Here is a 20,617-nt window from a genome sequence, read left to right on the forward strand (position 1 = left end):
CGCGCCGATATATCCGGCATCCCGGATGAGGAGGCGCCACCCGTAGGCGCAACGGCCCGGCGCGCATCAGGCACGTCGGCACGCATCACGCGCAACGCCGCGCACCATGTGTAACGAGCCGAGGGGCTCGGAGCGATCCGGGCCGGGTCCTGCCTAGGCCGGGTCGCCGGTGGAGATCCGCAGTTCGAAGTGGGCGCCCCGCTCCGCGACGGCCGTACCGGAGGCGGGGAACTGGTTGACGACCTGGTCCTCGGCGTATGCGTTGCCCGGCTCCTTGATCTCCTTGATCGTCCAACCCGCCGCCAGGGCACAGGCCTTCGCCGAGTTGACGTCCTTGTAGATGAAGTTCGGCGCCATGACCTTCTGCGGGTCGTCCGAGGACTCCATCGGGTCCGTGCAGGCCTCGGTCTTCATCGTCCGGTTGCGCTCCGGCGGCTTGTGCTCGCCCGCCACCGACGAGTCGCCGGCCTTGCCGGACTCCTTTTCGTCCGGGAGGGACAGCACCGTGATCAGGCCGCCGACCGCGAGCAGCGCGACGACGATGGAGCCGACGATGACCGGCGTGTTCCGCTTGGAGCCGCCACCGCCCGATCCGCCGCCGCCCGTGCTCTGCGGGGAGGTCATGTACGGCGGCGGGGTCTGGTGGGCCAGCGGGCCCGGGGCCTGGTATGCCGGGGCCGCCTGCGGGTAGCCGTAGCCCGGCGCGGGCGCCGGGGCGGGGTTCGGCTGGTTGTACGGTCCGGGCTGGTGCGGCTGCTGGTGCGGGTGCGGCTGGTACGGCATCTGGACGCTCTGCGGGGACGGGTTCGCCTGGTCGACGGGCGGGAAGACCGCCGAGCCGACGTCGGAGCCGCTGTTGGCGGGACCTCCGCCGCCGACGATCACCGGAGCGCCCGTCATGCCGCCCGAGGCGTTCAGTACGCGCGCGATCTCGTCCCGCATCGCGGCGGCACTGGGGAAGCGCTCGTTCGGGTTCTTCTTCAGCGCGCGGGCGACGAGTGCGTCCATGGCCGGGGTGACCGAACGGTTGATGCTGGACGGAGCGACGGGCTCCTCCTGCACATGCGCGTACGCGATGGCGAGCGGCGAGTCCGCGTCGAACGGAATCCGGCCGGTGAGGAGTTGGAAGAGCATGATGCCGACCGAGTACAGGTCGGACCGGGCGTCCACCCCGCGCCCGAGGGCCTGCTCGGGGGAGAGGTACTGCGGCGTGCCGACGACCATGCCGGTCTGGGTCATCGAGGTGACGCCCGACTGCATGGCGCGGGCGATGCCGAAGTCCATGACCTTCACGACGCCGCGCTTGGTCATCATCACGTTGCCGGGCTTGATGTCCCGGTGGACCAGCCCCATCTCGTGGCTGGTCTCCAGCGCGGCCAGTACATCGGCCGTCACCTTGAGCGCTTTGTCGGCGGGCATCGCGCCGTAACTGCTGATGTCCGCCTGGAGTACGGAGCCGAGCGGCTGCCCCTCGACGTACTCCATGACGATGTACGGCATCAGCGCGCCGCCGAGCTCGTCCTCGCCGGTGTCGAAGACCGACACGATGTTGGTGTGCTGGAGCTTGGCGACGGCCTGCGCCTCGCGCCGGAACCGCTCGCGGAAGGACTGCTCGCGCCCCAGCTCCGTGTGCAGCGTCTTGATCGCGACCTGGCGGTCGAGCGCGGCGTCGTACGCCAGGTATACGGAGGCCATCCCGCCTTCGCCGAGCAGGTCGCGAAGCTGGTACCGGCCGCCCGCGACGGCACCGCCCGCGTAGCGACCTTGTGCGCCGTGTGCGCCGTCCTGGCTCATGACTTGCTTCCCCCTCGGCCCGCGTCTGACGCGAAGATCCGTATGACGGGCCAAGTCTGCCCGAGGGGTACGACACGTCAAGCCGGGTGCCCGTTCCGTGACCCTAAGCACAAGAAGCGTCTCGGAAGCGTTACAGGAACCGCGTCGAATTTGCTTGTGCGGCACGCCAGCCGGTTGGATGACCCGTCCCTCTCGAAACCGGTGTGTCCGACAGAGGCTGTAGCGTGACGTGGCAATGCAGCTAGGCACCGTGAGAACCCGCGGACGCGCGGACAGATACGACGGCGAGGACTGATGGCACCCGATTCCGAAGCAAACGGCGGCGGAGTTTCGGATGGCACCGACTCCTGGGGGATCGGCGGTGTTGTCGGCGACGGACGTTACCGGATGACCCACCGGCTCGGCCGGGGCGGCATGGCCGAGGTCTATGCCGCGGAGGACGTCCGTCTGGGACGTACGGTCGCGGTGAAGCTGCTCCGATCCGATCTCGCCGAGGACCCGGTCTCCAAGGCCCGATTCACGCGCGAGGCGCAGTCGGTCGCGGGCCTCAACCACCATGCGATCGTCGCCGTGTACGACTCCGGCGAGGACATCGTGGGCGGCCAGACCGTCCCGTACATCGTGATGGAGCTGGTCGAGGGCCGCACCATCCGTGACCTGCTCCTCAACGCCGAGGCCCCGCCGCCCGAGCAGGCGCTGATCATCGTCTCGGGGGTGCTGGAAGCCCTCGCGTACTCGCACCAGCACGGCATCGTGCACCGCGACATCAAGCCCGCCAACGTGATCATCACGGACTCCGGCGCGGTGAAGGTGATGGACTTCGGCATCGCCCGCGCGCTGCACGGCGCGCAGTCGACCATGACCCAGACCGGCATGGTCATGGGAACACCCCAGTACCTCTCCCCCGAACAGGCGCTCGGCAAGGCTGTCGACCACCGCTCCGACCTGTACGCCACCGGCTGCCTGCTCTACGAACTTCTCGCCCTGCGGCCCCCGTTCACCGGTGAGACCCCGCTCTCCGTGGTGTACCAGCACGTCCAGGACATTCCGGTGCCGCCGTCCGAGGTGTCGGACGTGGTGCCTCCGGAGCTGGACGGGATGGTGATGCGCTCGCTCGCGAAGGACCCGGACGACCGGTTCCAGAGCGCCGAGGAGATGCGCGGCCTGGTTCAGTACAGCCTGCAGATGCTCCAGGTACAGGGCGGCCACACCGGTACGTGGAACACCGGCCCGGTCGCGATGCACGAGGCCGGCCACACCCCCGCCATGGGCATGGCGGGCGGGACGACGGCGATGGGTCACCCGATGCACGGGGAGACCTCGCAGGGGCCGATCCTGCCGCCGATGAACCCGGACGACGGGGGCTACGACGGCGGGCACCACCGGTCCGGTGGTGGGCGCGGCAAGATGTGGCTGTTCGTCGTGTTCGCGCTGATCGCGATCGGCGCGGGCGTCGCGTTCGCCGTCCAGGCGGCGAACGGCACCGACACGGGGGAGAAGACGCCGCCCCCCGCCACGTCCAGCACCCCGTTCCCCTCGAAGTCCTCGGCGGATCCGACCGACGAGGAAACCGAGCCGTCCGAGGAGCCCGACAACTCCTCGGGCAGCCAGTGGACGCCCAGCGAGAAGCCGTGGACGCCTTCCCCCACCCCGAGCAAGCCGTCGTTCACCCCGTCCGAGACCCCCTCCTCACCGGGCCCCGGAACGGCTGACGGCGGCAACGGCGACGACGGCGGCAACGGCGACGACGGCGGTGCGGCCACCGAGGGCAACGGCGACGGCGGCAACGGCGATGACGGCGGTGCGGCCACCGAGGGCGGCTCGGGCAACCCGTCCGGTACCACTTCGGGCCCGGGCACGACGGCCGGGAACGCGGCAGTGGGCACCAGCGCCGGCCAGTAGGCGGCCCGTGTCCGCCGGGAGAAAGCCACCGCGGCCCGCCCCGCGCGCTCGCCCCGCGAAGGCGTTGCACACCGCCTTCACCCCATGAAGGCCTCGCACACCGCCTCGTACTCGCGCGTCCACCACACCGCCAGGGCCGACACCGCAGGGAACTGCGGGTCGGCCCTGCGATCGTGCAGGCGGTAGCGCCAGCGCAGTATCCAGAAGTCGTTGAGCCGCTCCCACCACACCCGGTGCACCGCTGCGGCCAGTTCCGCCGCGCCCGCCCCGGCCGCGTGCCGGTACGCGCGGGCGTACGCCCGTACCTTGTCCAGCTCCAGTTTTCCGGCCGGCTGGACGAAGAAGATCGCCGCGGCGCGGACCGCTTCCTCGGCGCGCGGCTGGACCCCCAGCCGGTCCCAGTCGACGATCGCGACCGGGTCCGCGCCCCGGTAGAGCAGGTTGAGGGGATGGAAGTCACCGTGGACCCACCCCGTGGCGGGCCCCTCCGGGGTGGGCGGGCGGCGGTGGGCGTGCCGCTCCAGCAGGGTGCGCCGCTCCACCAGCCGGTGTACGGCGAGTTCGTCGAAGGCGTCCCTGGGGGTGCTCCGGGGGTGCTGTCCGCGGGCGGCCGCCAGCAGATCGTCGATCAGCGCGAACGTGTCGGCGGGGTCGGGGCTCCCGTATCCGGGCCGGGGCGGCTGCCCGGCGCCCGCACAGCTCCCGGTATCGCTGCTGCCGGGTGCCATGACCTGTTCCAGACCGGTGTGTACGGCTCCGAGGAGCGTCCCGAGCCGTTGCGACTCGGCACGGGTCAGCTGGGCGCCGATCCGGTGCATGCCGTCCACCCAGGGGTGCAGGGCGTAGCAGCGGTCGTCGATGACCGTGACCGTGTCACCCTCCGTGTCCGTGAGCGGCGGGACCACGGGCACGCCGAGCGACTGGAGGCGCTGGGTCGCCCGGTGCTGTCGCACGATCGTCGCGCGCTCGCCGGTGGCGTCGTCCAGGTGCTGTTTGTCGAGATGGTGCTTGAGGAAATAGGAGCCACGGGTGGTGGATACGCGGTAACCGTGGTTCAGGAGGCCCTTGTTGAGCGGTTCGCAGGCGAGCGGTTCACCGGCGTCCGGGTAGCGGCGCAGCACCTCGCCGACCGGAGGAACAGGCGGGTGGGTTGCATATGAGCGCGGCACTTACCAAATGGTAGATCACGCTGCGTTGCGGATCGCCTGACTTGCGTCGAAGTCCAGAGTGTGCTCTGTGACGAAGTGGGGGGCCAGGCGGAGAAAGGCCGGCTCGAAGGGCTCGCCGTTGACCATGGTGGGGGCGGCGCCGAACATTTCCCGCTGTTCGGGGCCGGGGTGCACGATCTCGGCGGGGCCGGTGAACTGCACCGACCAGAGGTTTTCGCCGTCTTCGGAGGCCGCGGTGTTGAAGTTGTCCGCCCCATAGGCGACGACGCTTCCGTTGCACGCCTCGTGGTAGCCGAAGCCGCTGTGCATCCGCAGGAGGATGCGGTCGCCGACCACGATGTGGCGGGCCACTGCCAGGAAGGGGAGGGCCCGCATGCTCGTCGCCAGCCGGCCGTAGGGAACGCGGCCCAGCAGCTCGATCGCGTGGAGTTCCTCAGAGGACATAGGACCACTGTCCGGTACCGGTAAGGGCCCGGTAAGAGTCGGCGGCCCCGGGTGCTTCGGGACCAAAGTCCCAAGATCACCCGGAGCCGCCCGACGCGACTCCCCGCGACTTCCGACAGCTTCCCGCGGCTTCCCGCGACTCCCTGTGTCTCTCGGTGCGCCTCAGCGCGTCCCGGTGCCGCTCATCGCCGCTCGGCCTGCCGGCGGGCCACATAGGCGGCGGCCTGCGACCGGCGCTCCATGCCCAGCTTGGACAGCAGGCTGGAGACGTAATTCTTGATCGTCTTCTCGGCGAGGTGGAGACGCTCGCCGATGACCCGGTTGGTCAGGCCCTCGCCGATCAGGTCCAGGATCTTGCGTTCCTGCTCGGTGAGGTTGTCGAGCTTGTCGTTGCTCTTGCCGTTCTTGCCCTCACGCAGCCGTTCCAGCACCCGGGCGGTCGCCGCGGGGTCCAGCAGGGACTTCCCGGCCGCCACGTCCCGTACCGCGCTCAGCAGCTCGTTCCCGCGGATCGCCTTCAGGACGTAGCCGGACGCGCCCGCCATGATGGCGTCGAAGAGGGCCTCGTCATCGGCGTACGACGTCAGCATCAGGCATTTGATGTTCTCGTCCCGGGATCGGACCTCCCGGCACACCTCCACCCCGCTGCCGTCCGGCAGCCGTACGTCGAGCACCGCGACATCGGGACGCGTCGCGGGGATCCGCACCAGCGCGTCCGCAGCCGTGCCGGCTTCACCGACGACCTCGATGTCTTCCTCGACGGAGAGAAGCTCATGGACTCCGCGTCGGACGACCTCATGGTCATCGAGCAGAAATACAGTGATTTTTCCATCGTTCCGCACAAACGCAGTCTCACATACTCGCTTCGGCTCCGCTCCTGTCAGCTCCGGTTCGGCACCTCGCCGCCCTATCCCTGGCGCCTTTCTCCGGGATAACGTGCCGTTGTTCCGGCGGCCTGCAAGGCTGTTACCAGTGCTGTGACCAGCAAGACTTCGCGATTTTTTCGATTTACTTGGAAATCCAAGCAAAATCGCAGGTCAGATAGGGTTTCGCAGTTATGCGAAGCACTGGGTAACGTGCCTATGACAGGGCGCTCGCCGGGGCACCTGTCACGCCTGATCCCGGCCGAGCGGCACACACCCCGTGCACGGGTCCGGAAACAGGCGAGCCGCACTGGTTCCCGGCAGACCCCGGGGGCCGGACCGACGGAGGAGCACGCACGTGACCGTGGAGAGCACTGCCGCGCGCAAACCGCGACGCAGCAGCAAGCGGACCAGCGCCGCGAAGACGCCACAGAGTTCCGAGCCCCAGCTCGTACAGCTGCTGACGCCCGAGGGCGAGCGCGTCGAGCACCCGGACTACCAGATCGATCTGACCGCGGACGAGCTGCGTGGTCTGTACCGGGACATGGTTCTGACCCGCCGCTTCGATGCGGAGGCGACAGCCCTTCAGCGCCAGGGCGAGCTGGGCCTGTGGGCCTCGCTGCTGGGCCAGGAGGCCGCGCAGATCGGCTCCGGCCGGGCGCTGCGCGACGACGACTACGTCTTCCCGACCTATCGCGAGCACGGCGTCGCCTGGTGCCGCGGGGTCGACCCGACCAATCTGCTCGGGATGTTCCGCGGCGTGAACCACGGCGGCTGGGACCCGAACACCAACAACTTCCACCTGTACACGATCGTCATCGGCTCGCAGACCCTGCACGCCACGGGCTACGCCATGGGCGTCGCCAAGGACGGCGCGGACTCGGCCGTGATCGCGTACTTCGGTGACGGTGCCTCCAGCCAGGGCGATGTCGCCGAGTCGTTCACGTTCTCCGCGGTCTACAACGCCCCCGTGGTGTTCTTCTGCCAGAACAACCAGTGGGCCATCTCCGAGCCGACCGAGCGGCAGACCCGCGTCCCGCTCTACCAGCGTGCCCAGGGCTACGGCTTCCCCGGCGTCCGGGTCGACGGCAACGACGTGCTCGCCTGTCTGGCGGTCACCAGGTGGGCACTGGAGCGGGCCCGCCGGGGCGAGGGGCCGACCCTCGTCGAGGCGTTCACCTACCGGATGGGTGCCCACACCACCTCCGACGACCCGACGAAGTACCGGGCCGACGAGGAGCGGGCGGCCTGGGAGGCCAAGGACCCGATCCTGCGGTTGCGTACGTACCTGGAGAAGCAGAAGCTCGCGGACAGCGCGTTCTTCACCGCGCTGGACGAGGAGAGCGAGACCCTCGGCAAGCGGGTGCGCGAAGCGGTACGGGCCATGCCCGACCCCGACCCGATGGCGATCTTCGAGCACGGCTACGCGGACGGCAGCTCCCTCGTCGACGAGGAGCGCGCCCAGTTCGCCGCCTACCAGGCATCGTTCGCAGACTCTGCCGAGGAGGGCAACTAGCCATGGCCGTGGAAAAGATGTCCATCGCGAAGGCGCTCAACGAGTCGCTGCGCCTCGCCCTCGACACGGACCCCAAGGTCCTCATCATGGGCGAGGACGTCGGCAAGCTCGGCGGTGTCTTCCGTATCACCGACGGACTGCAGAAGGACTTCGGCGAGGGCCGGGTGATCGACACCCCGCTCGCCGAGTCCGGCATCGTCGGTACGGCGATCGGGCTGGCCCTGCGCGGCTACCGTCCCATCGTCGAGATCCAGTTCGACGGCTTCGTCTTCCCCGCGTACGACCAGATCGTCACGCAGCTCGCGAAGATGCACGCCCGTGCGCTCGGCAAGATCAAGATGCCGGTCGTCGTCCGGATTCCGTACGGCGGCGGCATCGGTGCCGTCGAGCACCACAGCGAGTCGCCCGAGGCCCTCTTCGCGCACGTCGCGGGCCTGAAGGTGGTCTCGCCGTCCAACGCGAGCGATGCCTACTGGATGATGCAGCAGGCCGTTCAGAGCGACGACCCGATCATCTTCTTCGAGCCGAAGCGCCGCTACTGGGACAAGGGCGAGGTCGACACCGAGTCCATCCCGGGTCCGCTGCACAAGGCGTCCGTGGCCCGTACGGGCTCCGATCTCACCCTCGTCGCCTACGGCCCGATGGTGAAGGTCTGCCTGGAAGCGGCCGCGGCCGCCCAGGAGGAGGGCAAGTCGGTCGAGGTCCTGGACCTGCGGTCGATGTCCCCGATCGACTTCGACACCATCCAGACGTCGGTCGAGAAGACCGGCCGGCTCGTCGTGGTCCATGAGGCGCCCGTGTTCTACGGCTCCGGAGCCGAGATCGCCGCCCGGATCACCGAGCGCTGCTTCTACCATCTGGAAGCACCGGTGCTGCGGGTCGGCGGCTATCACGTCCCCTACCCGCCGGCCCGTCTTGAGGACGAGTACCTGCCGGGCCTCGACCGGGTGCTCGACGCCGTCGACCGCTCGCTGGCGTACTGAGGAGAGGGGTCGTGACGACGATGACCGAAACGTCTGCTCGCTTCCGTGAGTTCAAGATGCCCGATGTGGGCGAGGGACTGACCGAGGCGGAAATCCTCAAGTGGTACGTCCAGCCCGGTGACACGGTCACCGACGGGCAGGTCGTGTGCGAGGTCGAGACGGCCAAGGCGGCCGTGGAGCTACCGATCCCGTTCGACGGGGTGGTGCACGAACTGCGCTTCCCCGAGGGCACGACCGTCGATGTCGGCCAGGTGATCATCGTGGTGGACGTGGCGCCGGGCAGCGGTGACGCCGCTCCGGCCGCTGCCGCCGCTGCGGTCCCGGCTCCCGCGCAGGCCCCGGCGGCCGCCGAACCCGAGGCCGAGGCGCCGAAGGGCCGTCAGCCGGTCCTGGTCGGCTACGGCGTGGCCGAGTCCTCCACCAAGCGCCGCCCGCGCAAGGGTGCCGCGGTCCCGGAGCCCGCGGTCGCCGCTGTGCAGGCCGAGTTCAACGGGCACAACGGCCACACCGCCGTGACCGTCGTGCAGGCCGTACCGGACGTGCCGGGGAGCCGCCCGCTCGCCAAGCCGCCGGTCCGCAAGCTCGCCAAGGACCTGGGCATCGACCTGGCGTCGGTCAGCCCGACCGGCAAGGACGGCATCATCACCCGCGAGGACGTCCACGCGGCGGCCGTGCCCGCCCCGGCCCCCGCGGCCGTGTCCGTCGCCGCGGAGCCCACCACGGGCGCCGCGCCCGAGGCACCGGCCGCACAGGCTTCGGCAACCGCCCGGGAGACCCGTATCCCGGTCAAGGGTGTCCGCAAGGCCATCGCCCAGGCGATGGTCGGCAGCGCCTTCACGGCGCCGCACGTCACCGAGTTCATCACGGTCGACGTCACGCGCACGATGAAGCTCGTGGCCGAGCTCAAGGAAGACAAGGACATGGCGGGAGTCCGGGTCAACCCGCTCCTGATCATCGCCAAGGCACTCCTGGTCGCGATCAAGCGGAACCCGGACGTCAACGCCGCCTGGGACGAGGCCAACCAGGAGATCGTTCGGAAGCACTACGTGAACCTGGGCATCGCGGCCGCCACACCGCGCGGTCTGATCGTGCCGAACATCAAGGACGCGCACGACAAGACCCTGCCCCAGCTCGCCGCGGCGCTGGGCGAGCTGGTCACCACGGCCCGGGAGGGCAGGACGTCGCCCGCGGCCATGGCGGGCGGCACGGTGACGATCACCAACGTCGGCGTCTTCGGCGTCGACACGGGCACGCCGATCCTCAACCCCGGCGAGTCCGCGATCCTCGCGGTCGGCTCCATCAAGCCCCAGCCGTGGGTCCACAAGGGCAAGGTGAAGCCGCGCCAGGTCACCACCCTGGCGCTCTCCTTCGACCACCGCCTGGTCGACGGCGAGCTGGGCTCCAAGGTGCTGGCGGATGTCGCCGCGATCCTGGAACAGCCGAAGCGGCTGATCACCTGGGCCTGAGCGCCCGGACACTCCGGAACCGGTGGGCCCGCGCGGCTGAACGCGCGGGCCCACCGGCCTGTTTCACGTGAAACAGGACAAGGCGCGGCGTCATAGGAAGAAGCGCGGTGTCCCAGGCCGAGGCGCGGTGCCCCAGGGCAAGGCGCGGCGTCCCCGGGCCGGAGCGCGGTGTCATCAGGTCGAATTCGCGGTCACCGCCGGCCGCTCCTCGTACGCGAACGGGGGTGCGGCCACCGTGATGGTGGCCGCACCCCCGCAGGGCTTCCAGGAGACGAGCGCCTCCTCGAAGCGAACGCTTCGAGGCGGCGGACGGGCTACTTCTTGAAGCCGTAGTCCATGAGCTTCTTCGCGTCCGCGGTGCGGTTCGCCTCGGAGGACGAGGTGAGCACCGTGCCGATGACGGTCTTGCCCTTACGCGTCGCGGCGAAGACCAGGCAGTACTTGGCCGTCGGGCCGGAGCCGGTCTTCACGCCGATCGCGCCGCTGTAGCTGCTGAGCATCTTGTTGGTGTTGCTCCACGACATGTTGCGGAAGCCACCGCTCTTCGTGGTCACCTTCTGCTTCGTCGACTTCGTCTTGACGATGGAGCGGAACGTGGAGTTCTTCATCGCCTTACTGGCGATCTTCGTCAGGTCGCGGGGGGTCGAGTAGTTCTTCGTACCCCCTATGCCGTCGAACGAGTCGAAGTGGGTGTTCTTCAGCTTGAGGCTCTTCGCCGTGGAGTTCATCTTGCCGATGAAGGACTTCACGCGGGCCGCGCGGGTCTTGCCGGAACCGAACTTGTCGGCCAGCGCGTAGGCGGCGTCGCAGCCGGACGGGAGCATCAGGCCGTAGAGGAGCTGGCCCACCGTGACCTTGTCGCCGACGATCAGCCGGGCGGACGAGGCGTTCTTGGAGACGATGTAGTCGCTGTACGCCTTCTGGATCGTGACCTTGGATTTCAGGTTCACGTTCTTCTGCGACAGCACCACGAGCGCCGTCATGATCTTGGTGGTCGAGCCGGTGGAGCGGCGGGTGTCCGCCGACTTGGTGAAGAGGGTCTTGCCGCTGCCGTTGTTCATCACGAAGCCGCCCTTGGCGACGATCTTCGGCGTCGGCGGCGCCGCTGCCTGCGCCTGGGTGGCGAAGGCGCTGCCCGCGAGCACGGCACCCGCGGTGAGAGCCACGGTGGCGGTGGCGGATGCGCGATTAATACGCTTGATACCGATATTCAACTGAACGCTCCAAATGCCCCTGAATTGCGGCCACATAAGGGTGCCGCTCGGTGGTGAGACTCCTGGGGCGGGGGAATGGATGTGTCCCCGAGCGGGTGAATTTGTGCCTGCTCGGTCACGTTTTCTTCAAGTCCCGGGGAGGTGGTCGCCGCGCCCGGGGACGTCCAGAATCCGGACCGGATCCCCCATGCGTGCATGTTGTATCTATGCTGTGCGCATGTCTGCCGCGCCCCCCGCCCCCGTACAGCCGCCCACGACCTCCCTCAAGCGGCCGCCCGCCGCCGAACGCGTCTACACCCACATCAAGGAGGCCGTCCTCGGCCGCCGCTACGAGGGTGGGACGCTCCTCACCGAAGGTGATCTCGCGGAGGCCGTGGGCGTTTCCCGGACGCCCGTGCGCGAGGCGTTGCTGCGGCTGGAGGTGGAAGGGCTGATCAAGCTCTATCCGAAGAAGGGCGCTCTGGTGCTCGCCGTCTCCGCGCAGGAGATCGCGGACGTGGTGGAGACCCGGCTGCTCGTCGAGGAGTTCGCCGCGCGCAAGGCCGTACCCGCTTCGGCGCGGTTCATCGCCCGGCTCGAACAACTCCTCGATGAGCAGCGGCAGCTGGCGGAGGACGGGGACCTGGCGGCCGTGTCGGTGAAGGACCGCTGCTTCCACGCCGAGATCGTGCGGAACGCCGGGAACGAGATCCTCTCGCGCCTCTACGACCAGCTGCGCGACCGCCAGTTGCGGATGGGCGTCGCCGTGATGGAGGCCCACCCCGGCAGGATCGCCGCCAACATCACCGAGCACGGTGAGCTCCTGGAAGCCATCAGGGCCGGTGACGCGGAGGGTGCAGCACAGGTCGTGCGGCGCCATGTCAGCAGGGTCAAGGTGCTGGTCAGGGGTGAGGACCGGTGAGTTCTGCCGCCGCTCCCACGCTGTCCCTGCCCGGTGATCCGCCCGGCGGCCGGCGCGCCGCCCGGATCTGGGGCATCGGGGTCGCCGTCTACTTCGTCGCCATCATCTTCCGTACGAGCCTGGGGGTCGCCGGGCTCGACGCCGCCGACCGGTTCGATGTCAACGCCTCGGCGCTGTCGACGTTCTCCATCCTTCAGCTGCTCGTCTACGCGGGCATGCAGATACCCGTCGGCCTGATGGTCGACCGGCTCGGCACCAAGAAGGTCCTCACCATCGGGGCCGTCCTGTTCACCATCGGGCAGCTGGGTTTCGCGCTCTCCCCCTCCTACGGCACCGCGCTCGCCTCCCGGGCGCTGCTCGGCTGCGGTGACGCGATGACGTTCATCAGCGTGCTGCGGCTCGGCAGCCGCTGGTTCCCGGCCCGGCGCGGGCCGTTGATCGGCCAGGTCGCGGCACTCTTCGGGATGGCGGGCAACCTCGTCTCGACGCTCTTCATCGCCCGCGCGCTGCACGGCCTCGGCTGGACCACGACCTTCGCGGGGAGCGCGTTCGCGGGTGTGGTGGTGCTGGTGTTGCTGCTGCTGTTCCTCAAGGACCACCCCGAGGGCCATGAGCCGCCACCCGCCGAACACGCGGGCGCCGCGTACGTGCGCCGGCAGATCGCCGCCGCGTGGCGGGAGCCCGGCACCCGGCTCGGTATGTGGGTGCACTTCACCACGCAGTTCCCCGCCATGGTGTTCCTGCTGCTGTGGGGGATGCCGTTCCTCGTGGAGGCGCAGGGGCTGAGCCGGGGGACCGCCGGTGAACTGCTCACCCTGGTGGTGCTCTCCAACATGGCGGTCGGGCTCGTCTACGGGCAGATCATCGCCCGGCACCATGCGGCGCGCGCGCCGCTCGCTCTGGGCACGGTGGCGGTGACGGCTCTGCTCTGGGCCGCCACGATCCTCCACCCGGGCGAGCACGCGCCGATGTGGCTGCTGATCGTCCTGTGCACGGTGCTGGGTGCCTGCGGGCCCGCTTCGATGATCGGCTTCGACTTCGCCCGGCCCGCCAATCCGCCGGAGCGTCAGGGCACCGCGTCGGGAATCGTGAACATGGGCGGTTTCGTCGCCTCGATGACCACACTGTTCGCGGTCGGCGTGCTGCTGGACGCGACCGGCGACAACTACCGCGTCGCGTTCGCCTCGGTCTTCGTCCTGGAAGCGCTCGGGGTCGTACAGATCCTGCGGCTGCATGCCAGGGCCACGCTCAGGGAACGCGACCACCATGTGGTCAGCCGGGTCGAAGCGGTGCACGTACCCGTGTAGTACGGCGGCGCGCCCGTCTCTCGTCCTCAGGACGGGCGCCGCCGATCGGGGAACTACGGCGTGACGGCGAAGTGGTGCAGGATCGCGGCCGCCAGATCCTGGTCGCCCTCGATCTTGATCCGGTCCGCGACCGCCGCCGCCCGGACCCGGCCGCAGGCCAGGCGGTAGTACGTCTCCCAGTCCATCGCCAGCGTCACCGCGGGGCCCAGCGACGGCGCGCCGTCGATCGAACCGCGGCCCTCCGCGTCGACCCGGACCGTCCGAAGGAACTCCAACGGACCGTGCACATCGAGCACGACCGCCGAATTGGCCGGTGCGCCCGCGTGCTTGGCGACCACCTTGGGGAGCGCTTCGAGCAGGGTGTCCCGGACGATGTGGGCGCCGGGGGAGTCCAGATTGCCCGGGACGCCCAGCGTGGTGCGCAGGTCCTGTTCGTGCACCCAGACATCGACGACCCGCATGTGCATGGCCAGTTCGAGGGTCTGCTGCGCACCGAGGGGCGCCCGCACCATCGTGTCGGGGGCGCGCGTCTCGTTGCGCAGCTGCCGGGCGCGGCGGATGAGCGTGTACTCCAGCTCGGAGGTCATCTCGGGCGCGGTGTGGTGGCGCCGGACGTCTACCTGCATCTCCATGTAGCGGGCGAAGTCGCTCTGTATGTGGTAGAGATCGCGCGGCAGGGTGTGGATGGGGCGCGGGTCGCCGAGCATCTCGCACTCCATGCCGATGATGTGTGACACGACATCACGCACCGACCAGGCGGGGCATGGCGTACGGCGGTTCCACTCCCCCTCGACGAGTGGCTTCACCAGCTCGGCTATCGACTCGATGGAGTGGGTCCAGGCGTCGGCGTAGGTCTGGAGGCTGGGATGGACGGTCACGGGACCCCTCGTGCGGTTCTGCGGTGCATGGGCTGGAGAGCAGGAAGTGCTGGCGGGCGGGCTGGCACTGACGGCGCTGTCGGCGAGCTGCGTGGGAGGTTCGTTGGCTAAGTTACGCTGCGAGCAGGCACCCCGGCAGTGCTTTCGTGTGACGATCGTAGGCCCGTGTTGACGGCTCGAATGCCAGGACGGTGGTAGTGTGCGCGCCTCCCTCATCCAGATCGCAGTAGACCAGGACGAATCCGTCAATTCCCGTCGAGAACGGGCCGCTTCGCTGGTCGTCGCTCAGCGCGGTGCCGATCTGGTGGTCCTCCCCGAGCTCTGGCCGGTCGGCGCCTTCGCGTACACGGAGTTCGCCGCGGAGGCCGAACCCCTCCAGGGTCCCACCCATGACGTGATGGCGAAGGCCGCCGCCGAGGCCGGGGTCTGGCTGCACGCGGGTTCGTTCGTCGAGCGGGCCGCGGACGGCACCCTCTACAACACCTCGCTCGTCTTCTCGCCCGAGGGCGAACGCCGCGCCGCGTACCGCAAGATCCACCGGTTCGGCTTCGACAAGGGGGAGGCGGTCATGATGGGCGCGGGCGAGGACCTGGTCACGGTCGCTCTCCCGGGGACCACGCTCGGCCTCACCACGTGCTACGACCTCCGCTTCCCGGAGCTGTTCCGCGGCCTCGTCGACGCGGGCGCCGAGACGCTGATCGTCGCGGCGGGCTGGCCGGAGCGCCGCCGGTCCCACTGGACGCTGCTCGCGCAGGCCCGCGCCGTCGAGAACCAGTCGTACGTCCTGGCCGTCGGTACCGCGGGCACGCACGCCGGGATCGAGCAGGCCGGGCACAGCATCGCCATCGACCCGTGGGGCGAGGTGCTGGCCGAGGCGGGCGCGGGCGAGGAGGTGCTGAGCGTGGAGTTCGACCCGGCGAAGGTCGCCACCACGCGGGAGCAGTTCCCCGCGCTGAAGGACCGCCGACTGGGACTGGCCGCGCCGCACTGAGACGCGGGCGGCCCCGTCGGTTTCACGTGAAACCGACGCACCGGGAGACGCTACGGGTGACGCCACGGGAGACGTACCGGGAGACGCTACGGGCGACGCACCGGGCGCGAAAGCGCTCAGCGAGGGCTCATCCCTCGTGCTCCTTCTCCGCGAGCACGATCACGCACATCGATACGGCGATGAGCAGCGCGGCATCGGCGTCTTCGCGCACGATGTCGATGCCGTACGTGTCGCGGATCGTCAGTCGGCGGCGGGAGATCTGCGCGAGCAGTTCGCCGTCGTAGTCGACGGCGAACTCGCGGTCCAGGATCCTGCCGCTGACATCCAGTTCCGTGCCGTCCACCAGCGTCACCCGGTAGTGATTGCGCAGCAGTGAGAGCCGCTTGCGCCGGACCGTGGCCAGTTCCTCGCCGCCGCGCTCGATGACCATCGTGTCGCGCAGGCTGATCAGCTTCTGCCGCAGTTCGACGAGGACCCGTCCGTCCCGGTCCTTCAGCTCGAAGGTGTCGCGCACCCGCATGGCCTTGCCGTCGACGAGGAAGACCTTGTGTCCCTCGGTGTCCTCGATCCAGTAGTCGTCACCGACAGCGAACAGCCGCTCACGTACAAGAAGTCTCATGGGCCACAGGTTCCCCCGAGCCCCGGCGGAATGCGCGCAGGTTGGCGTGATGTTGACTTGTGACATGGCTACACGTGCACGCGTCCGCGCCCCCGAACTCATCGGCAAGGGCGGCTGGCTCAATACAGGCGACCAGCAGTACACCCTCGCTGATCTGCGAGGACGCATCGTCATCCTGGATTTCTGGACGTTCTGCTGTGTGAACTGTCTGCATGTTCTCGATGAGCTGCGCGAACTGGAGGAGAAGCACCGCGACACCGTGGTGATCATCGGTGTCCACTCGCCCAAGTTCGTGCACGAGGCCGAGCACCAGGCCGTTGTCGACGCCGTCGAGCGCTACGAGGTCCACCACCCGGTCCTCGACGACCCCGAGCTGGCCACCTGGAAGCAGTACGCCGTACGCGCCTGGCCGACCCTCGTCGTCATCGACCCCGAGGGCTATGTGGTCGCCCAGCACGCGGGCGAGGGGCACGCCCACGCCATCGAGAAGCTCGTCGAGGAGCTGGAGACCGAGCACACCGGGAAGGGCACGCTGCGCCGCGGCGACGGCCCGTACGTCGCGCCCGAGCCCGTCGCCACGTACCTGCGCTTCCCCGGCAAGGCACTGCTGCTCCCGGACGGCGGCTTCCTGGTCTCCGACACCACCCGGCACCGGCTGGTCGAGCTGGACGCGGACGGCGAGAGCGTGCGCCGGTACTTCGGAAGCGGTGACCGGGGTCTGGTGGACGGCGGTCCGGGAGAGGCCCGGTTCAGCGAACCGCAGGGGCTCGCCGTGCTGCCCGACGGGCGGATCGCCGTCGCGGACACCGTCAACCACGCGATCCGCGCCCTCGACCTGTCGACCGGGCTGACGAGCACCCTCGCCGGTACCGGCCGCCAGTGGTGGCAGGGCACGCTCACCAGCGGCCCGGCGCGCGAGGTGGACCTGTCCTCGCCGTGGGACGTCGCGTGGTTCGCGGACCGGCTGTGGATCGCCATGGCGGGCGTGCACCAGCTGTGGACGTACGACCCGGCGGGCGGGACCGTACGGGTCGCGGCCGGGACGACCAATGAGGGCCTGGTGGACGGACCGGCCGCCGAGGCGTGGTTCGCCCAGCCGTCCGGGCTCGCGGCCTCGGCCGACGGAGAGCGGCTGTGGGTGGCCGACTCGGAGACCTCGTCGCTGCGGTACGTCGACCGCGACGAGATGGTTCACACGGCCGTCGGCACCGGCCTCTTCGACTTCGGGCACCGAGACGGAGCCGCGGACCAGGCACTGTTCCAGCACCCGCTCGGTGTGACCGCGCTGCCCGACGGGTCCGTCGCCGTCTGCGACACGTACAACCACGCGCTGCGGCGTTTCGACCCGCACAGCGGCGAGGTCACCACGCTGGCGACGGATCTGCGCGAGCCGAGCGACGCCGTGCTGGTCGACGGCGACCTCGTCGTCGTCGAGTCCGCCCGCCACCGGCTGACCCGGCTGCGGCTGCCCGAGGAGGCCGTACGCGTCGCGGACCAGGCGCACCGCACACAGCGCGCGGCCACCGAGATCGCGCCCGGCACCCTGCGGCTCGACGTGGTCTTCCAGGCGCCCGCCGGACAGAAGCTGGACACCCGGTACGGGCCCTCGACCCGGCTGCTGGTCTCCACGACCCCGCCCGAACTCCTGGCGCGGGGCTCCGGAGCCGGTAGCGGCCTGGGGCGGGACCTGGTCCTGGCGGACGGGGTCACCGAAGGCGTCCTGCACGTCTCGGCGATGGCGGCGTCCTGCGACGACGACCCGGCCAACGAGTACCCGGCCTGCCACGTGCACCAACAGGACTGGGGCGTTCCCGTCCGCGTGACCGCGGAGGGAACGTCCCGGCTGCCGCTGGTGCTGGCGGGGATGGACGACAGGGGCTGACGGCTCGGAAGCCGTCGGTTTCCACCGTGCCGCCCTGGATGACGCTACGGGCGTGCAGCGGAGGGGCGTCGTCCCTGTACGCACCGGTGGTGGGGGCGCGGGACGGGTCGTGGAATATCGGGGGAGTCCGGGGTGCCGGCGAAGGGTCACGCCCGGCCGGTGCGATCTCTCCGGCCGGACGCGCGGGTCACTGGTACCGGCGGTCGTCCTCGGACACGACGGTGGTGGTGGGCGGCACGATCATGCGGCGGCGGCGCGCGACGCTCATGTACACGAAGACCCCGACGAGGCCGACGAGCATCATGATCCAGCCGACCAGACCGACGTTGACGCTGTCCATTTCCCAGTCGGTCGCGAAGGCGAGTATCGCCCCGCCACCGATGAGAAGAATGCATCCTCCGAGTCCCATGAAAACTGCCCTCCTGGACGACCCGGTGGTTCCGGGCCGGTAGCGACCGGGTACCCGCCCCGGCAACGACCATGTCCCGGGAAGGCGTTGGGCGGACAATGGGGAGGCCCCGGGGCGGCGGAGGACGCCCCGGGGCCGTCGAAGGCGTCGGGTCAGCCCGCCAGGAACGCCGCCAGGGCGTTCGCCAGCAGATACGGATCGTCGGCACCGCACAGTTCGCGGGCGCTGTGCATGGAGAGGATCGCGACACCGACATCGACGGTCTGGATGCCGTGCCGGGCCGCGGTGATCGGACCGATCGTGGTGCCGCACGGCATCGAGTTGTTGGAGACGAACGTCTGCCACGGCACGCCCGCCTTCTCGCAGGCGGCCGCGAACACGGCCCGGCCGCTGCCGTCGGTCGCGTACCGCATATTGACGTTGACCTTGAGGATCGGCCCGCCGTTGGCCACCGGGTGGTGCGTCGGGTCGTGGCGCTCGCCGTAGTTGGGGTGCACGGAGTGGCCGGTGTCGGAGGAGAGGCAGACAGTCCCGGCGAAGGACCTGGCGCGGTCCTCGTACGAACCGCCGCGGGCGAACACGGAGCGCTCCAGGACCGTGCCGAGCAGCGGCCCCTCCGCACCGGTGTCGGACTGCGAACCGTTCTCCTCGTGGTCGAACGCCGCCAGCACCGGGATGTACGGAATCTCCGCGTCCGGCTGCCCGGCGACGGCGGCCAGAGCGGCGGTCGCGGCGTGCACGGAGAGCAGGTTGTCCATCCGCGGCCCGGCCACCAGCTCCCGGTCCCGGCCCAGGTAGGACGGCGGCTCGATGGCGTGCGGCATCAGGTCCCAGCCGGTCACGTCCGCGGCGTCGACGCCCGCCTCCTCGGCGACGAAGCCGATCAGATCGCCCTCCGCGACATCGCCGAGTCCCCAGATCGGCTGCATGTGCTTCTGGCGGTCGAGCTTGAGGCCCTCGGTGTTCACGGAGCGGTCCAGGTGCACGGCCAGCTGCGGGACCCGCAGCAGCGCCCGGTCGATGTTGACCAGCCGGTGCGTGCCGTCCTTGAGCGAGATCCGTCCCGCGAGGCCCAGGTCGCGGTCCAGCCAGGTGTTGAGCAGCGGGCCCCCGTAGACCTCCACCGCGACCTGCCGCCAGCCGTACGCGCCCGTGTCGGGCAGCGGCTTCACGCGCAGGTTCGGCGAGTCGGTGTGCGCGCCGGCGATCCGGTACGGAGTGTGCGGACCCGCACCTTCCGGTACGTACCAGGCGACGATCGCCCCGCCGCGCAGGACGTACTTCCCCCCGGTGGAGGCGTCCCAGGCCGCGGTCTCCTCGACCTGGCGGAAGCCGGCCTTCTCCAGCCGGGCCGCCGCGCTTGCCACGGCGTGGTACGGGGACGGACTGGCCGCCAGGAAGGACATCAGGTCGTCTGTGTGCGCACGATCGAAGCGGAGGGGAGAACTCATGTTCTTCACTGTAACGAGGACCGCCCCGGAGAGCTGACGGTTGGCCGACGGTGGCACATGTCGATCGTGCGCCCCGCGTGTGAGGTACGTGCGCCCCGCGTGTGCCTACGGTGAGGGAAGCCCTGCCGAGGGCTTCTCGCCGTCCTGCGCCTGCTGCGAACGCTTCGCGAACAGCGCCGCGAGGTCCTTGGCGAGGTCCTTGTCGAACGTGGCCTTCGAGGGGGCGTCCGTGGCCGCCCACAGCACCGTCGTGCCGACCCGCAGCTGCCCGGTGAGGCCGTAGGCTCCGCCGTACCCCTGAGGTCCGGAGCGGGCGTCACGTTCGTCGCCCAGGGTGCCGAGGTCCGCTTTGTCACGGCCGTTCGTGCGCGCGGTGTGCTTCCACAGCACCTCGTACGCGGCGTCGGCGGCCTTCTCGTCCTTGTACGCGACCAGCCAGAAGCGGACCGAGGCGTCCCGGTCCTCGCGTTCGAAGGAGACGGAGCCCATGTAGCTGGAGTTCTCACACCCCGCGCGGCCCTTGACCGGGCAGATGGCGCTCTTGGCGAGATCGTTCATCGGCGAGGCCGACGCGTTCTCCCCGCGCTTCCAGCCCGGCATCGCGGCCTTGTCCGGCAGCATCGCCGCGACCTGCGCCTTGTCGAGTGCCGTCGCCTTGCCGTCGCTGTCACCGCCGCCGCCACTGCCGCAGCCGACGAGCAGCACGGCGGCCACTCCGGCCGCCGCACACCGTACGGACCACGTGCGCGTGGCCGAACCCATGGAACTCACGACGGACACTCCCCCTCCGGATCTGGATGCCGATCATAGAGACGGCCCGCCCCTCAG

The 20,617-nt window shown here is 69.8% G+C and carries 18 protein-coding genes; 8 read left to right on the forward strand and 10 right to left on the reverse strand.

What is annotated here, in order from left to right:
• Nucleotides 1-153: 153 nt before the first annotated feature.
• The gene (locus OG413_RS11320; protein WP_266804768.1) at nt 154-1,794 is read right to left on the reverse strand and encodes a protein kinase; all 1,641 of its coding nucleotides are present in this window, start codon (nt 1,792-1,794) and stop codon (nt 154-156) included.
• A 294-nt stretch (nt 1,795-2,088) separates the two neighbouring features.
• Between OG413_RS11320 and OG413_RS11325 the strand changes: the two genes are divergently transcribed.
• Nucleotides 2,089-3,696: a protein kinase gene (locus tag OG413_RS11325; protein ID WP_266804770.1), complete on the forward strand. Its 1,608-nt coding sequence runs from the start codon at nt 2,089-2,091 to the stop codon at nt 3,694-3,696.
• Between the two features lie 77 nt (nt 3,697-3,773).
• Here OG413_RS11325 and OG413_RS11330 read toward each other — a convergent pair whose 3' ends face one another.
• From OG413_RS11330 to OG413_RS11340, 3 genes are all read right to left on the reverse strand, one after another.
• Nucleotides 3,774-4,817 (reverse strand): phosphotransferase enzyme family protein, encoded by a 1,044-nt coding sequence (locus tag OG413_RS11330; protein WP_266810075.1) that lies wholly within the window; start codon nt 4,815-4,817, stop codon nt 3,774-3,776.
• Nucleotides 4,818-4,880: 63 nt separating this feature from the next.
• Nucleotides 4,881-5,309, reverse strand: coding sequence for a pyridoxamine 5'-phosphate oxidase family protein (locus tag OG413_RS11335; RefSeq protein ID WP_266804772.1), 429 nt, complete (start codon nt 5,307-5,309; stop codon nt 4,881-4,883).
• Nucleotides 5,310-5,491: 182 nt separating this feature from the next.
• On the reverse strand, nt 5,492-6,151 hold the full coding sequence (locus tag OG413_RS11340; protein WP_266804774.1) for a response regulator transcription factor: 660 nt from the start codon (nt 6,149-6,151) through the stop codon (nt 5,492-5,494).
• Nucleotides 6,152-6,530: 379 nt separating this feature from the next.
• On the opposite strand from OG413_RS11340, the gene pdhA reads away from it, so the two are divergent.
• Genes pdhA through OG413_RS11355 form a run of 3 tightly spaced genes read left to right on the forward strand, consistent with a single transcriptional unit; the run spans nt 6,531 to nt 10,137 of the window.
• Nucleotides 6,531-7,688, forward strand: a complete 1,158-nt coding sequence (gene pdhA, locus OG413_RS11345; RefSeq protein ID WP_266804775.1) for a pyruvate dehydrogenase (acetyl-transferring) E1 component subunit alpha — start codon at nt 6,531-6,533, stop codon at nt 7,686-7,688.
• A gap of 2 nt (nt 7,689-7,690) precedes the next feature.
• On the forward strand, nt 7,691-8,671 hold the full coding sequence (locus OG413_RS11350) for an alpha-ketoacid dehydrogenase subunit beta (protein WP_073727877.1): 981 nt from the start codon (nt 7,691-7,693) through the stop codon (nt 8,669-8,671).
• An 11-nt stretch (nt 8,672-8,682) separates the two neighbouring features.
• On the forward strand, nt 8,683-10,137 hold the full coding sequence (locus tag OG413_RS11355; protein WP_266804776.1) for a dihydrolipoamide acetyltransferase family protein: 1,455 nt from the start codon (nt 8,683-8,685) through the stop codon (nt 10,135-10,137).
• 314 nt (nt 10,138-10,451) lie between these two features.
• Here OG413_RS11355 and OG413_RS11360 read toward each other — a convergent pair whose 3' ends face one another.
• On the reverse strand, nt 10,452-11,351 hold the full coding sequence (locus tag OG413_RS11360) for a D-alanyl-D-alanine carboxypeptidase family protein (RefSeq protein ID WP_266804777.1): 900 nt from the start codon (nt 11,349-11,351) through the stop codon (nt 10,452-10,454).
• 217 nt (nt 11,352-11,568) lie between these two features.
• Here OG413_RS11360 and OG413_RS11365 point away from each other — a divergent pair, with 217 nt between their 5' ends.
• Together OG413_RS11365 and OG413_RS11370 are read left to right on the forward strand one after the other, a co-directional pair.
• A complete protein-coding gene (locus tag OG413_RS11365) occupies nt 11,569-12,252 on the forward strand; it encodes a GntR family transcriptional regulator (RefSeq protein ID WP_266804778.1) in 684 nt (227 codons plus the stop codon).
• Nucleotides 12,249-13,559 carry a nitrate/nitrite transporter gene (locus tag OG413_RS11370; protein WP_266804779.1) on the forward strand — a complete coding sequence of 437 codons (1,311 nt, stop codon included), beginning with the start codon at nt 12,249-12,251 and terminating at the stop codon, nt 13,557-13,559. The genes OG413_RS11365 and OG413_RS11370 overlap by 4 nt, the downstream gene beginning before the upstream one ends.
• A 53-nt stretch (nt 13,560-13,612) precedes the next feature.
• Here OG413_RS11370 and OG413_RS11375 read toward each other — a convergent pair whose 3' ends face one another.
• The gene (locus OG413_RS11375) at nt 13,613-14,437 is read right to left on the reverse strand and encodes a maleylpyruvate isomerase family mycothiol-dependent enzyme (protein WP_266804780.1); all 825 of its coding nucleotides are present in this window, start codon (nt 14,435-14,437) and stop codon (nt 13,613-13,615) included.
• 199 nt (nt 14,438-14,636) lie between these two features.
• Here OG413_RS11375 and OG413_RS11380 point away from each other — a divergent pair, with 199 nt between their 5' ends.
• Nucleotides 14,637-15,428, forward strand: a complete 792-nt coding sequence (locus OG413_RS11380) for a carbon-nitrogen family hydrolase (protein ID WP_266804781.1) — start codon at nt 14,637-14,639, stop codon at nt 15,426-15,428.
• A 127-nt stretch (nt 15,429-15,555) separates the two neighbouring features.
• Here OG413_RS11380 and OG413_RS11385 read toward each other — a convergent pair whose 3' ends face one another.
• On the reverse strand, nt 15,556-16,047 hold the full coding sequence (locus OG413_RS11385; protein WP_266804782.1) for an LURP-one-related/scramblase family protein: 492 nt from the start codon (nt 16,045-16,047) through the stop codon (nt 15,556-15,558).
• A gap of 64 nt (nt 16,048-16,111) precedes the next feature.
• On the opposite strand from OG413_RS11385, the gene OG413_RS11390 reads away from it, so the two are divergent.
• Nucleotides 16,112-17,929 (forward strand): NHL domain-containing thioredoxin family protein, encoded by a 1,818-nt coding sequence (locus OG413_RS11390; protein WP_266804783.1) that lies wholly within the window; start codon nt 16,112-16,114, stop codon nt 17,927-17,929.
• 187 nt (nt 17,930-18,116) lie between these two features.
• Here the strand turns inward: OG413_RS11390 and OG413_RS11395 are convergent, their stop codons facing one another.
• The 3 genes from OG413_RS11395 to OG413_RS11405 all read right to left on the reverse strand — a co-directional run bounded on the left by OG413_RS11395 (nt 18,117) and on the right by OG413_RS11405 (nt 20,560).
• Entirely contained in the window at nt 18,117-18,338 is a 222-nt protein-coding gene (locus tag OG413_RS11395) for a DUF6458 family protein (RefSeq protein WP_266804784.1), read from the reverse strand.
• Nucleotides 18,339-18,490: 152 nt separating this feature from the next.
• Nucleotides 18,491-19,789, reverse strand: a complete 1,299-nt coding sequence (locus OG413_RS11400; protein ID WP_266804785.1) for a M18 family aminopeptidase — start codon at nt 19,787-19,789, stop codon at nt 18,491-18,493.
• Nucleotides 19,790-19,894: 105 nt separating this feature from the next.
• On the reverse strand, nt 19,895-20,560 hold the full coding sequence (locus OG413_RS11405; RefSeq protein ID WP_266804786.1) for a hypothetical protein: 666 nt from the start codon (nt 20,558-20,560) through the stop codon (nt 19,895-19,897).
• Between the last annotated feature and the right edge of the window lie 57 nt (nt 20,561-20,617).

The sequence above is a fragment of the Streptomyces sp. NBC_01433 genome (assembly GCF_026340105.1).
GTDB lineage: Bacteria > Actinomycetota > Actinomycetes > Streptomycetales > Streptomycetaceae > Streptomyces.

Coding starts and splice junctions, on each gene's coding strand:
- OG413_RS11320 (WP_266804768.1), bottom strand. CDS start 1,794: ATGAGCCAGGACGGCGCACACGGCGCACAAGGTCGCTACGCGGGCGGT.
- OG413_RS11325 (WP_266804770.1), top strand. CDS start 2,089: ATGGCACCCGATTCCGAAGCAAACGGCGGCGGAGTTTCGGATGGCACC.
- OG413_RS11335 (WP_266804772.1), bottom strand. CDS start 5,309: ATGTCCTCTGAGGAACTCCACGCGATCGAGCTGCTGGGCCGCGTTCCC.
- OG413_RS11350 (WP_073727877.1), top strand. CDS start 7,691: ATGGCCGTGGAAAAGATGTCCATCGCGAAGGCGCTCAACGAGTCGCTG.
- OG413_RS11365 (WP_266804778.1), top strand. CDS start 11,569: ATGTCTGCCGCGCCCCCCGCCCCCGTACAGCCGCCCACGACCTCCCTC.
- OG413_RS11385 (WP_266804782.1), bottom strand. CDS start 16,047: ATGAGACTTCTTGTACGTGAGCGGCTGTTCGCTGTCGGTGACGACTAC.
- OG413_RS11390 (WP_266804783.1), top strand. CDS start 16,112: ATGGCTACACGTGCACGCGTCCGCGCCCCCGAACTCATCGGCAAGGGC.
- OG413_RS11395 (WP_266804784.1), bottom strand. CDS start 18,338: ATGGGACTCGGAGGATGCATTCTTCTCATCGGTGGCGGGGCGATACTC.
- OG413_RS11400 (WP_266804785.1), bottom strand. CDS start 19,789: ATGAGTTCTCCCCTCCGCTTCGATCGTGCGCACACAGACGACCTGATG.